At 36.3% G+C, this 13,420-nt stretch carries 16 protein-coding genes; 15 read left to right on the top strand and 1 reads right to left on the bottom strand.

The genetic code is table 11. From position 1 onward, the window contains the following. The first annotated feature begins 336 nt into the window (after window positions 1–336). From G5W_RS0102790 to G5W_RS0102735, 12 genes are all read left to right on the top strand, one after another. The gene (locus G5W_RS0102790; protein ID WP_010094030.1) at window positions 337–894 is read left to right on the top strand and encodes a cysteine hydrolase family protein; all 558 of its coding nucleotides are present in this window, start codon (window positions 337–339) and stop codon (window positions 892–894) included. A 436-nt stretch (window positions 895–1,330) separates the two neighbouring features. Further along, entirely contained in the window at window positions 1,331–2,518 is a 1,188-nt protein-coding gene (locus G5W_RS20275; RefSeq protein WP_010094028.1) for a glycosyltransferase family 4 protein, read from the top strand. 16 nt (window positions 2,519–2,534) lie between these two features. Then, window positions 2,535–3,542, top strand: coding sequence for a polysaccharide deacetylase family protein (locus G5W_RS0102780; RefSeq protein WP_010094026.1), 1,008 nt, complete (start codon window positions 2,535–2,537; stop codon window positions 3,540–3,542). Between the two features lie 11 nt (window positions 3,543–3,553). After that, window positions 3,554–4,801, top strand: coding sequence for an O-antigen ligase family protein (locus tag G5W_RS0102775; RefSeq protein WP_010094024.1), 1,248 nt, complete (start codon window positions 3,554–3,556; stop codon window positions 4,799–4,801). Window positions 4,802–4,826: 25 nt separating this feature from the next. Beyond that, window positions 4,827–5,594 (top strand): YveK family protein, encoded by a 768-nt coding sequence (locus G5W_RS0102770; RefSeq protein ID WP_010094022.1) that lies wholly within the window; start codon window positions 4,827–4,829, stop codon window positions 5,592–5,594. Then, window positions 5,560–6,237, top strand: coding sequence for a CpsD/CapB family tyrosine-protein kinase (locus tag G5W_RS0102765; protein ID WP_010094020.1), 678 nt, complete (start codon window positions 5,560–5,562; stop codon window positions 6,235–6,237). Before G5W_RS0102770 ends, G5W_RS0102765 begins: the two co-directional genes overlap by 35 nt. Before the next feature lie 19 nt (window positions 6,238–6,256). Then, window positions 6,257–7,102, top strand: a complete 846-nt coding sequence (locus tag G5W_RS0102760) for a peptidoglycan bridge formation glycyltransferase FemA/FemB family protein (RefSeq protein WP_010094018.1) — start codon at window positions 6,257–6,259, stop codon at window positions 7,100–7,102. A 31-nt stretch (window positions 7,103–7,133) separates the two neighbouring features. Then, window positions 7,134–8,405, top strand: coding sequence for an oligosaccharide flippase family protein (locus G5W_RS20270; protein WP_010094016.1), 1,272 nt, complete (start codon window positions 7,134–7,136; stop codon window positions 8,403–8,405). Next, entirely contained in the window at window positions 8,402–9,202 is an 801-nt protein-coding gene (locus G5W_RS0102750; RefSeq protein WP_010094014.1) for a CDP-alcohol phosphatidyltransferase family protein, read from the top strand. Before G5W_RS20270 ends, G5W_RS0102750 begins: the two co-directional genes overlap by 4 nt. 22 nt (window positions 9,203–9,224) lie before the next feature. Next, a complete protein-coding gene (gene galE / locus G5W_RS0102745) occupies window positions 9,225–10,289 on the top strand; it encodes a UDP-glucose 4-epimerase GalE (protein WP_050801639.1) in 1,065 nt (354 codons plus the stop codon). Further along, window positions 10,276–10,635 carry a helix-turn-helix domain-containing protein gene (locus G5W_RS0102740; protein ID WP_010094011.1) on the top strand — a complete coding sequence of 120 codons (360 nt, stop codon included), beginning with the start codon at window positions 10,276–10,278 and terminating at the stop codon, window positions 10,633–10,635. Before galE ends, G5W_RS0102740 begins: the two co-directional genes overlap by 14 nt. A gap of 124 nt (window positions 10,636–10,759) precedes the next feature. Beyond that, window positions 10,760–11,146, top strand: coding sequence for a hypothetical protein (locus tag G5W_RS0102735; protein WP_010094008.1), 387 nt, complete (start codon window positions 10,760–10,762; stop codon window positions 11,144–11,146). A gap of 122 nt (window positions 11,147–11,268) precedes the next feature. On the opposite strand, the gene G5W_RS0102730 is transcribed toward G5W_RS0102735, so the two are convergent. Next, window positions 11,269–11,877 (bottom strand): TetR/AcrR family transcriptional regulator, encoded by a 609-nt coding sequence (locus G5W_RS0102730; RefSeq protein ID WP_237706189.1) that lies wholly within the window; start codon window positions 11,875–11,877, stop codon window positions 11,269–11,271. A 224-nt stretch (window positions 11,878–12,101) separates the two neighbouring features. Here G5W_RS0102730 and G5W_RS0102725 point away from each other — a divergent pair, with 224 nt between their 5' ends. From G5W_RS0102725 to G5W_RS0102715, 3 genes are all read left to right on the top strand, one after another. Continuing rightward, on the top strand, window positions 12,102–12,518 hold the full coding sequence (locus tag G5W_RS0102725; protein WP_010094004.1) for a VOC family protein: 417 nt from the start codon (window positions 12,102–12,104) through the stop codon (window positions 12,516–12,518). Between the two features lie 33 nt (window positions 12,519–12,551). Beyond that, a complete protein-coding gene (locus G5W_RS0102720) occupies window positions 12,552–12,926 on the top strand; it encodes a VOC family protein (RefSeq protein WP_010094002.1) in 375 nt (124 codons plus the stop codon). 108 nt (window positions 12,927–13,034) lie between these two features. Continuing rightward, window positions 13,035–13,409: a YhfM domain-containing protein gene (locus tag G5W_RS0102715; protein WP_010094000.1), complete on the top strand. Its 375-nt coding sequence runs from the start codon at window positions 13,035–13,037 to the stop codon at window positions 13,407–13,409. Window positions 13,410–13,420 lie beyond the last annotated feature (11 nt).

The raw sequence follows: 13,420 nt of genomic DNA, 5'->3' as shown, positions 1-13,420 counted from the left end.
ATACTTGATAAAAAGAATTTGCGTTGTCCAAATTGTGGTGTATTTGAAAACCTCGACAGATTGATGTTTGCCAAAAATCATCTATTTCACTGTAGACAATGTGGAGAACAGCTAGTTGTAAAGTAATAGGTTCAACTTGATGAAAACACATATTATTGTATATAAAATGTGCTAATATTTAGTTACCTGGAAATTTAGGCTATAAATTTAAAGGTAATATCCTTATGAGGGGGTTGATAATATGTTGAATAATTTATGTATTGCCGGAATGAAGAGGGGGAATACGTTGAAAAATAAATAACGCAGTTCCCTATAGGATGAAAGGGGAAAAAATATTTGAATCAAACATTATTAATTATTGATGCCCAGCAAGAATTGATTGATGGAAACAAAGAAGTATGTGCTGTATACAACAAAGAGGAATTAATTGAAAATATCAATATAGTTATTGAAAAAGCAAAGAGTGGGGGTATCACTGTTGTCTTTGTAAGGGATCTAGATGTTGCAGAAGGTAAGGGGAAAGGTTTTCAGGTTCATGATCAAATCCACGTTCCTACAGGTGCAATGCTTTTTGATAAAGCTGCTACAAATGCCTTCCATGGGACAGGATTATTACAACATCTAAGAGCGCAAGAAATAGAGCATCTTGTTATGATGGGTTGTGCAACGCAACATTGTATTGATAGTGCAGTAAGAACAGCTACTATCTATGGTTTTGATGTTACACTAGTAGCTGATGGACATTCCACAACAGATAGTGTGGTATTGCATGCAGAACAAATTATTAAGCATCATAATGCAACACTACACGGTCACTATAATGTGGAACACTTTTCAGTGGTTAGAAGAACAGAGGAAGACTTATTCAACCCAACACATGATTCGTATAGGTAATATTTGATATAAAAATCCCAATTTCCTAGTAAAGGTCCAAGGAATTGGGATTTTCTAATACAATAGAGGGAAATTTTCATAAAGCTGAAAAGTAGAATGTTATAAAAGTATTAAGAAATTGTAAAAAGCGTACTTGTAAAATTATAGGGAATCATTTATGATAAAAATGTGTTCTTTAAAATGAACAAAAAGTTCTTTAAAGTGTGTAAGAATATTTTTTTACTTTTATCGTTCTCTTTAAAGAACAGGTGATATCTACTAATCCATTATCGATGTAGGTACTCGGCCATGCTGTGGGTGTATAACCTTAGACGCAAGTCGTCAAGAGTGTGGTGTGAGGGCGGGTTTGATGCCCATTTTATATTCAAGACAGGTATTAATTGAAACAGCTATAGCTTTAATTAATTTCGATACATAATAAAAAGGGGGAATAAGCATGAAGTGTCTAGTCGTTACGAATACAGATAGAATGATTTCACTATTTTTTATCCCACATATAAAACTCCTCCAAAAAATGGGGTATGATGTTTCGATTGCAACAGCCTTGCAGAATCCTCGTATGATGAAGGATGAGTTTCCTGAGATTTCACTTCATCATGTTCCATTTACTAGAGACCTCCATCCTATAAGAAATATGAAAGCCTATGCTGCAATCAAAAAACTGCTACAAGAGGGAAAATATGATATTGTTCATGTCCATACTCCGATAGCAGCTTTTTTAGTTCGAATGGCAGCTCCCAAAAAACAACAGATTATTTATACTGCACATGGGTTTCACTTCCATGAGCATGGATCGAGACTATCGAATTGGATTTACTATGTAGCTGAGAAAGTAGCCGCTTCAAAAACAAGGAAGCTTATTGTAATCAATGAGGAAGACTTCCAGAGTGCACAAAGATTCCTACCAATTGATAAAATTCATTATATCCATGGTGTTGGTCTTGATGCAGATCGATTTAATCCAAGAAATTATTCTGATAAAAACAAGTATGAGCTTAGAAAGGAACTGGGAATTTCGAACGACACAATTGTGATCACTCACCTGGCCGAGTTTAATGAAAATAAACGTCAAATTGATATTGTACTTGCAGCTGAAGAATTAAAAAAACATACACATAATTTTGTAGTATTACTTCTTGGGGACGGCTCATTGGCAGCTGAGATAAAGAATGAGATTACAAATAGGAAGCTAGAGGATTACGTATTCTGCTTGGGTTACCGGGGAGATATCGATCAAATCTTAAGTGTTACCGATATCGGACTACTAGTCTCGTTACGAGAAGGTCTGCCAAAGTCCGTTATGGAGATGATGGCAATGGAAATCCCTCTTATAGTAACAGATATAAGAGGGAACAGAGACCTCGTAATAGATGAAAAAAATGGCTATGTTATACCGATTAGAAATCCCAAGGCACTTATGGAAGCTTGTCTAAGACTTATTCATAATGGTAATTCTCGTATGGAAATGGGGAAAAGAGGTCGCGAAAGGATTTTAGATAAATTTGAGCTAGATTTAATTCTTGTAGAACTGGAAAAAATTTATGAAGTCTTTATAAGTGATAACGCAAAACTAATTAGAAGTGAGGGAGAGCAATCGGCGCAAACGGTAACTATAATGGAATAGTATTGGTGGTGAAGTTATGAGTGAAAAAGGAATCTTCGTCATATCTCTCGATTTTGAATTAAATTGGGGTGTTCATGATCGTTTTCCGAATGAACGTTATCGGAAAAATCTACTCGGAGCAAGAGAGGTTATTCCGATTCTCCTACAACGATTTAAAGAACATCAGATTCATGCAACCTGGGCGATTGTCGGGTTGTTATTTTTTTCGAAAAAGGAGCAAATGGTAAAAGAAATCCCTGATTTATTGCCTGATTATGATGACATAAAACTTTCAGCATATGCCCATATGAAAAATATTGGACTAAATGAAATGGAGGACCCGATTCATTACGGATCATCTCTTGTGAAACTGATACAAAAGGAAAGTACTCAAGAGATAGCTAGCCATACGTTTAGCCATTATTATTGTCTTGCTAAAGGACAAAATCAAAAGGCATTTGAGGCCGATACCAAACAAGCGATTAAGGTAGCCAAAAGAAAAGGACTTCCCGCAATGAATTCCATTGTTTTTCCTAGAAACCAAATCAACACCCATTACTTAGAAACTTGTAAACAATTAGGTATTACTGTCTATCGAGGTTGTGAGGATCATTGGTTATATAAGGTTATCCATAAGAAAGATGGATTACTAAAACGAACGATTAGATTGCTAGATAGCTATATTAATATTTCTGGTCATCATATCTATGGAATAGAGTCACTTCTGGAAACAAATGGGATGGTTAATATACCATCTAGTCGCTTTCTAAGACCATATTCCAAGAGACTCAGATATTTGGAACCAATTAAATTAAACCGGATCAAGATGGCGATGACCAAGGCAGCACAGGAAGGAAGGGTATTTCATCTATGGTGGCACCCACATAATTTTGGTATTTGCATGAAAGAGAATCTTCAAGTACTTGACTCAGTCATCGACCATTTTCTAACTCTACAGGAGCAATATGGGATGAAGAGTATGTCAATGAACGAAGTCCGAGAAAAGCTGATTCTGGAACAAACCAGTATTTCTTACTATAAATGAGTAAATGTGGTGTGTTAAATGCGTGTTTCAATCAAGAAGATGGATTATTTTTAATTGGACTTATAGTTTTCTGTCTACCATTTATGTTTCATTTAACGATGATAATCGAGTTGAATGTATCGTTTTCTGACTTATTAATGGTTTTGATGTTGTTTTGGTTAATAGCGCATAAGCAAAATCGGGATATTATTGCTGCTGCTATGCGCAGGTATCATCTCATGGTTTTGTATATTGGATTCTTAATTTATGGTTGTATTTTCAGTATGTTCAATTATTTTACGAATATCATTATTGACTTTCCATATGGCGTGTCAGCCATCTTGAAACTGTCCGTTAATTTTGCATATGTAATCGTCTTTCTAACCTTAATCGAAAAGTATAGGGATGAACTATTAGCCCATATATTTCGGTGGTGGAAAATTGCAGCTGTAATCATCTCTCTCCTATGTATTCTAAGTGTTATCTTGTATCAACTGGGGATTGATACAGTACTAACGTTAGGAGGTCGGGCCCAAGCTACGCTAAATGATCCCAATCTAGCAGCTCTATATTTAATAGTTTCGATGACAATAATAGCCGTATCGCGTATCCGAACAGGGAGAAATATATTGTTAAACTTACCAATGGCAATCGTGCTCCTGGCACTTGTCTTAACAGCATCACGTGGAGGAATATTAAGTACTATTCTCAGTATTACCAGTGTATTACTACTGAGTGTTCTGTCTGCAAGAGTTAAAGAGATACTCCTTTTTGCGGGTTTAGCACTTCTTTTTGCGACAGGCTTTATTTGGTTATATCATTCATCGGATGTACTAAGTTTTGCAGTGGAACGTGTAGCGACAATCGGTATAGAAGGGGATGGAACTTCTTACCGTGTTTTTTTATGGAATTCGGCTATTGAGATGTGGACACATAATCCTTTTATTGGGGTTGGGATCGGTCAGTTTATCTCCTATTCACCAGAAGTATTTGGGTATGCCTTATCGAATATACCGCATAATACTTATCTGTCATTTTTAACGGAAACAGGTATCGTAGGATTTTTGGCGTTTATTTGGTTTCCTGCATTTTTATTAACTAGATTAGTAATCGGGCTTCTGACAAGTAGAGAACAGCATTATTTCTATCTCCTAATTGGCTTAATTGCCATTGCAATCCAGGCGATTTCCATCAATATAGAGAATATTCGGTTTATTTGGTTATTTCTAATGCTTGCTTACGTCCTGGACAAAAAGCTAATTCAGCGTCAGATGACCTAAGAACCATAATTGGAGGTGGTGAAACATGAAGGAAACGCTATCGATTCAAGAAATATTATCCGTGTTGCGGAAGCGGATGGTATTTATAGTTTTGCTAACGGTAGGATTAGTAGGTGTAGCAGCAGCGCTAAGTTATTTTGTGATGACACCCACATATCAATCTTCCTCCCAATTTATTGTAATTCAACAACCAAATGAAAATGTCGCGATAAACATGAGTGAGATTGAAAGTAATTTGGAACTTATGAACACGTATAAAGAGATTGTCAGTAGTCCATCTGTCCTCGAAAAGGTCATGAATGAATTAGGCCTGACAGAAACCCCAGAGGAAATAAGGAAGCGGATTAGTGTGGAAAGTGGTGAGAACTCTCAGGTCATAACCGTCTCTGCTATTGGTTCTAGTCCAGAGACTGCCGCTGAATTAGCAAATCTTGTTGTGGAACAGTTTAGGGAAACGATAATTTCCATTATGCGAGTAGAAAATGTCTTTGTATTGTCCCAAGCTAATCCAGTTTTGTCTGAAGAACCGATTCAGCCAAGGCCAATTATTAATATGATTATCGCAGGGGTTATCGGGCTTGCAACAGGTATTGGTTTGGCATTACTCCTAGAGTTCTTCAATACAAAAGTGAAGTTGGAGAGTGATTTTGAAGAACTTGGAATTACACTACTTGGTACTATCTCGATTTTTGAAAAACGATATGTACGAAACAGGAGAAGGAAGAATGTACACGTGCAAGGGAAGGAGGTTGAGAAGGTTGAAACTACGAAAAAGAAACTTAAAACGAGCTAATCTGATTACGATTGAGCGGAAGAATAAACAAGTCTCTGAACAATTTCGGTCCATTCGATCAAATATTAATTTTTCCTCTATCAATTCGGAGTTTAGAAGCCTTGTCATAACATCTGCTAGTTCTGGCGATGGAAAAACAATCACTGCAGCTAACTTAGCAATTGTGTTTAGTCAAGAAGGGAAGAAAGTTCTACTGGTTGATGCAGATATGCGAAAACCAGATGTTCATCATATTTTCCAACTCCCTAATTATACTGGCTTAAGTAACTATCTAATTGGGCAAATCGGGATAGAAGAGATGATTCGAAAAACGTATATCACAGATTTAGATATCATTACAAGTGGTGTTATTCCACCAAATCCATCCGAATTACTAGGTTCGGAACAGATGAAGCAGTTTATGGAAGTTGTGATGGCTGATTATGATGTTGTTATCTTTGATACCCCACCTGTATTGGTGGTTACAGATGCTACTTTAATCGCTAATCAATGTGATGGAACTGTAGTGGTAGTTCGTGCGAAGAAGAATGAAATGAAAGACATAGTAAAGGTGAAAGAGCAATTAAGCTTTGCTGGGGCAAACTTAGTAGGAGCTATTTTAAATGGGAAGAAGCAGCGTAAGGATTCTTCCTATTATTATTAAGTAATTAGGAGCTGAAGAAATGATAAAGGTTCAATATAAGCGGGGAATCGTTCGTATGATGGATATCTATGGAAGTGTGAACAAGGACAAAGGAGACCGAGTGGATATCGTTATTTCGTCTAATGTAATATTTCCTAAGATAGCCTCCTCACTTCCTTTTCCAAAAGGAGGTTTCCTTCATAGTTATGGGCAAACATTAGTCATTGATCTAGATCGTCCTGAGGAAGAGATATTTACGGATATTCATAAAAACGCTCGCTATAAAATAAATCGTGCCAGTAAAAGGGATCCAATCCAATATTATGAATTAATTTCTCCGAAAGAGGATGAAATTAGAAAGTTTCTTGCTTTTTTTGATCGTTTTGCCAAATATAAGAACCTACCAAAAGGAAACTTTGGCAGATTAAAAGGTTTGAGTGATCAGGATTCATTAATCATTTCCTATGTAACAGATGAATCAGGGAATGTACTCTGCTACCATGCTTATGTAAAAGCAGATACATACTGTTCATTGTTATACTCAGCATCTGCTAGGTTTGATAACAAACAAATCCGTAATCTGATTGGGAGAGCAAATCGTTATTTGCACTGGCAGGATATGAAAAGCTTTCGAAAATTGGGAATAAAGTGGTTTGACTTTGGGGGATTATTTGTCCATACAGATGCAAGTGATGAGGATTCGATTAATCGTTTTAAGATGGAATTCGGTGGTCAGGTTGTCGATGTCGATAAGCGAATATACCCGCTGACTATCATCGGAAAAATGACGACATTTGTTTTCTGGTTAAAAATGAGAAAAAGGCCAGAGTTCTTGCGTGCAAAGCGGTTCGAACACAAAAAGATCCATCTAACCAATAACGCTTAGAAATCTAGGCTAATAGAATGAGGGGAACACTGTGGTATTAGAAAAACTATCACTTCGTAAAAATATGACTTGGACATTAGTAGGTACAGTCATTTATTCTTTCACACAATGGTTACTCCTAATTGTGATTGCGAAGCTTGGAACCCCAGAAATGGTTGGTCAATATGCCCTAGGACTCGCAATCACGGCACCGATAGTCATGCTAACGGATATGAGACTAAGAATGTCGCTCGTCACAGATGCAAAAATGGAATTTGGGTTTGAACATTATTTGGGTACCAGATTACTTGCAGTTGGATTATCGTTCCTTATGTTTGTAGTCACTGTGTGGATTTTTGACTATACGTATACCACGTCTTGGATCATTGTTTTAATAGGGATAACAAAGCTACCAGAGTTTATTAGTGATATTCTTCATGGTCTTTTACAAAAAAATGAGCGAATGGATTTTATAACGTTCTCTAATATCATAAAAGGCGTATTGACGGTTATTATATTTTCTATCATTCTATATTACTCCCATAGTTTAGTATTTGCCATAGTAGGTCAACTGATCGTATGGACGTTAGTTCTCCTTTTTTATGATTGTATAGTATTAAAAAGATATGGATCCTTTCGGCCAAGTTTTGAATGGGTGAAGGTGAGGCAATTAGTGAAATTAACTATTCCATTAGGGATAATGGGATTGCTAACATCCCTAAACACCAATGTTCCAAGTTATTTAGTAGAATATTTCCTAGGAAAAGAAGAACTAGGATATTTTGTGGCAATTCTATACATTGTACTAGCGGGGAACCGGGTAGCTAATTCCTTAAGGCAACCAGCAGCACCATTATTAGCTGTGTTATTCGAGGAAAAGAATACAACAGGGTATAAAAAACTATTATTCTCCCTGTGTGGGATTGGGGGCCTCATGGGCGTAATTGGTGTAGTTATTGCTCTTTTACTCGGTAAGTTCATTTTATCCATTATTTATACTACATCCTACGCTGATTACGCAGGCTTGTTTGCCTTAATCATGCTTTCAGGATTGTTCAATTTTCCAGCAATGTTTTTAGGGACGGGAATTATCGCAACCAGACACTTTAAATCCCAACCATATTTAGCCGCTTTATGGCTGTTGGTTAGTTTAGTAGGTTGTATTATTTTTGTACCAATTTATGGAGTATATGGAGCGGCATATGCTTTAATCTTATCCTCTCTGATTAAACTGATTAGTCTTTTCCTAGTTCTCGTAATCATTCTAAAAAAAGAGCGTTCTCCTGTAAGAGAATCGAAATTAGTAAAGGAGGTAACCTCTTGAAATATGCAGAAATTAGACGTCATGTAAAGGTAGATGAAGCAACAACGTATTATACGATGTTAAAAAGAAAAGCTGGCATTGGGTTAACATGGTTCATTTTGAAACTATTCCCATCTGTTTCAGCTAATATGATAACAATTTCCATGCTACCTATTAATGTGTTAGCTGCTGGGTTGGCGTATGAGGGAATTATTCAATCTCAGCCATTCGTAATCTTGCTAGCATTTTTAGTATCATTCTTCGCACTTTGTTTGGACTCGGTTGATGGCAACATAGCTCGTATTAACCATACATCCTCGATAAAAGGCGTGTATTTAGATCGATTGGTTCATAACATTAGCCATCCGATGTTCTTTTTTGTCATAGGTTTTGCCTTATATTCTGGTACACAGGATATCATCTATCTGGTTGTATTTATTTTAGTTGGCATCTTAAGTGAGCTATCCCCCTTAGATATATCACAGAAAGACGTCGAAGCGTTATTTATACGACAAGCCTTACTTCGGCAAACTAAGAATTATCATTTTCATACCCATCAAAAACAGTGTAACTCCGATATGGATAGCATCAAAACTCCTATGAACTCCAAATTAAGAAAATTAATCAAAACTATTTTTATGAATGATGTCTTTTATTTCATCATTCTACTAGACTTATTTCTGTTTGAGAATCAGTTCTATTTAACATTGGTCTATGCATTCCTCGATATTGCAGGAATGATTGTTGCTAGATTGAATTTTATTCAATGGGAAAAGAATTTACATGAGATATTAAATCGATTATATGGTCTTAAATAATTGGTGATTGGTGGTGATTGATCTGAAAGTTCTTGTTACTGGTGGTGCAGGATATATAGGAACACATTTATGTGTAGAATTACTGGAAAATGGGTATGAAATCGTTGTAATTGATAACTTTTCGACAAGCACATTAGAGGGATTGCGACGAGTAAGAGAGATTACAGGGAAGTCTTTTCACGTTTATTATGTGAATTTGCTAGATAAGAAGAATTTAAAAAAGGTATTCTCCCTCCATCAAATTGATAGTGTGATTCATTTGGCAGGATATAAGTCTGTACGGGAATCCACTTCAGACCCAATGAAATATTATCGGAACAATATAGAGGGAACGATGACATTATGTGAAGTCATGCAGGAATTTAATGTCACCAGCTTAGTATTTAGCTCATCTGCAACCGTTTATGCCCCTGTGGAGAAATATGAAGCCATTTCAGAGAAACATCCACTAGGTCCGACGAATCCATATGGGCACACAAAACGGTTAATTGAGGAGATGCTTCGCGATATTTTCGATTCAAATACGGATTGGTGTATACGTATTTTGCGATATTTTAACCCTGTTGGAGCCCATAAGAGTGGATTGATAGGGGAGAACCCTAAAGGGATTCCAGCGAATTTATTCCCATATTTATCAAAGGTTGTAGTCGGTAAATTACCTGCTCTTTTTATTTATGGTGACGATTATCCAACACCTGATGGTACAGGAATTAGAGATTATATCCATGTCACCGATTTAGCCAAAGGACATCTCTATGCGTTACATAATCTATCTAGTTCCAGTGGCGTAAATGTTTATAACTTAGGCACTGGTAAAGGCTATAGTGTCTTTGAAATGTTAAGGGAGTTTGAAAGTGTAACAGGAAAAATTATCCCGTATTTAATCGCACCACGAAGAAAGGGAGATGTGGCCTTTAGTTTTGCGGATGTAAGCAAGGCAAAAGAAGAGCTTGGTTGGGAAGCAACAAGAGGAATAGACTCCATGTGTCATGATGCTTGGAAATGGCAACGAAACAATCCGAATGGATATGAACTAACTCGTATAAAGCCGTTGAAAAAAGAGGTCATGAGCTATGATTGGTTATAATATCAGTGCCATTAGGAGGGAAAAAGGACTTAGCCTATCTGAACTGGCAGAGAAAGCAGATATCTCAAAATCCTATCTAAGTAATATTGAGCGTAATCTAAATGATAATCCATCGATTCAAGTATTAGTTAAGATTGCACAGGTGTTGAATGTTGATATCCGAAAATTGATTGATATCGATTCAACAGAAAAAGTATTGGATCCAGAGTGGGTAGATTTTATTGAGGAATTAAGAAGGCTGGGCTTAGAAAAAGAGGCACTACAAGAATTAAAACCCATCATTGAATTTATGATATGGCAGAAGAACCGGCAAGAGGCAAGTCCTAGCGTTGAGGAAGAGCAGTAATAAAAGTAATTCCATAATCAACCCAATGTAAAACTTTGTGTTTTATCCTAATTTAATATTCTGAAAAGTAGTATAGTAAAAGTGAGAGTTTTACACAAAATTCTAATTTAGGGGTGGGATAAGGATGAAAGTTACTGCACGGATTATGGAAATCATATTAGGTCTAATTTTTTTAGGCGCTGGGATTAATGGCTATTTTGTACTATTTGGATTAGAGCCTTTTGCACCAACAAGTCCAGCAGCAATGGAGTTTTTAGGAGATGGTTACCTTCTGGCACTTGAAAAGGGTATCGAAATAGTAGCTGGAATTATGTTAATTATTCGCCGTTACATACCACTTATTCTTGTGGTACTAGCAGGTATTGTCATAAATATTTTGGCCTTTCACCTATTTGTAGATGCAGAATTATTGGTATTAGCGATCGTGCTAGTAGTATTAGAAGGGTTTTTGGCATGGTATTATCGTGAAAGTTATAAAGGATTGCTGGTGAGTAGACCAGAGGGGAAGTAACAACGTGTCGTGATAGGACAGTATAGTCCCTGGTAACCCCGGAGTGCAAAGTCTAGCTTTAGCTAATCAAACCATCATAAAGAGGTACATAGCAAGTACTAGTTATGTACCTCGGTAAGCATTCATGAATCCATTTTAAAAATCCGTTTACTAATTTCGTCCAGAAATTCAGTCCATTTTTCCTGGAATTCAGGGTCATCTGGTTCTAGGCCAGTTATTAACCTTGTCACATTTTCATAAAGAAGTGGGTATATGGTTAAACTGGACATCATTAGCGTAATCAAAGCTGGGTCAAGACTTTCGGGAACAAGTCCCATTTCCTGTTTGGAACGCATATCATCGACATAGGATTGTAGCACTTTCTTTCTAGTATCTTCTCCATTGGTATTCGGGGGGATTTTTTCAATCGCTTCCCAAGCGGTAAATTTTAAGAAATCCATTAAATGATTCTGATTTACTTTGTAACGAAATGAAGCAATTTGAGCTGGATTAGCAGGTAATATTAAATTCACAGGAGGAACAGTGGAAACAAAATCTGCAATGGTTTCATTAATTAATTCCTCTTTACCTTTAAAGTAATGGTATATTAATTGTTTATTCACTCCAGCCTTCTTGGCAATCGATTCAATCCTTGCACCATTATAGCCTTTTTCAAAAAAATCTTCTTTTGCAGCTTCCAAAATCTTTTTACGAGTTCGCTCTGCATCACGAATTTTCCCCAAGATGTTCACCTTCCTAAATGTATCATTAAGCTAATGGTAAGAAATAAAAGTTATGAAATCAAGTTTATTATACTAATTGTAAAGTTTAACTTTACAAAAGTAAAATTATTTATTAATCTATAATTGGTATAACTTGACAAAAGTAAAATTAGTAAATCATCTATTTCTTTACATAGTAAACGACCGAGCAAAAACTCTTTGAAAAGTTATGACAAAACTAAGGTAGGAAAGGAATGGTTTTAATGGGTTTCAAGGGAATGTTTGTCAATCTACCAATAAAAGATTTAGGTAAGACAATGGAGTTTTTCGGGAAACTAGGATTTGAGTTTAATCCTTATTTCACTGATGAAAATGCTACATGTATGGTAATCGGGGAAAATATGTATGCAATGCTACTAGTAGAGGAGTACTTTAAAACGTTTACGAAGAAGGAAATTGCTGATAATACAACAGCCTCTGAAGTGTTAACAGCCCTTGCAGTTGATTCAAAGGAAGTTGTTGATGATATGGCAAGTAAGGTAAAAGAAGCAGGTGGGATTTTGGACTATGAGCCGAAAAACAATGGCCCAATGTACGGAATTAGTTTTCATGATCTTGACGGACATCAGTGTGAATTATTTTACATGGATGAAAGTGCTATTCCGCAATAATATTTTAGTTGATAAGAGAACTGAGGTGTTGCAATGATTGGTTCAATTGGTCAAATTATGTTGTATGTTCATGATCAGGATGAGGCAATGAGGTTTTGGACGGAGGCAGTTGGTTTCTCGGTAATAGCAGAGGAAGAAAGCCCAGAATTCAGATGGATTGAAATTGCCCCACCTAATGGAGGTACTAGTCTTGTACTTCATAATAAAGATAAAATTGCACAAATGGAGCCTGAATTAAACCTAGATACACCTTCTATCATGTTTTATACAAATGACCTAGAACAATTACATCAAGAGCTAACTGTAAAGAATATTACGGTTGGAGACATTGTAGAAATGCCTAATGGAAGGGTATTTAATTTTGCAGATTATGAAGAGAATTACTTTGCCGTAATGGAAAAGAAATAGTACGTGCAAGAGCATATCGATACGGATATGCTCTTTTTCACTTTTTGAAACAAAAATAGACAAACCGACGTCTTAATTGAAAGGCTTAAAAGAATGGGGGACGTAACGATGGGGAAGAGGGACTTTTTAATTTTCTTAGTACTAGTATTTATAGGGCTAATGGGGTGTCAAGGGCAAGCGGAGACCATTGAAAAAATAACGATTTACGACTTGGAAAACAGTCTCAATAAGTTGGTATTAGAGGACAGTGAAACAATATCAATGATCGAAGGGGCAATTAGTACTGCGAAGAAGGTAGCCGGAATTGTCGATATGGCAGATCCTGAATACAGAATGGAATTGGGAGAGCGAACCTATTTCCTCTGGTTGGATGAAAAGTCCGGGACGATTATGAATACGGTAGATACACATACCATTTATTCTTTAACCGACAGTTCTATCAAACAATTTAATGAGTTAATACAAGATTGGAACAAAAAGTAGAAAGTGTTATT

Source organism: Ornithinibacillus scapharcae TW25, from assembly GCF_000190475.1.
Classification (GTDB): domain Bacteria; phylum Bacillota; class Bacilli; order Bacillales; family Amphibacillaceae; genus Ornithinibacillus; species Ornithinibacillus scapharcae.
Note: the sequence above shows the minus strand (reverse complement) of the source record. Positions and strands in the feature narration are given on the sequence as shown.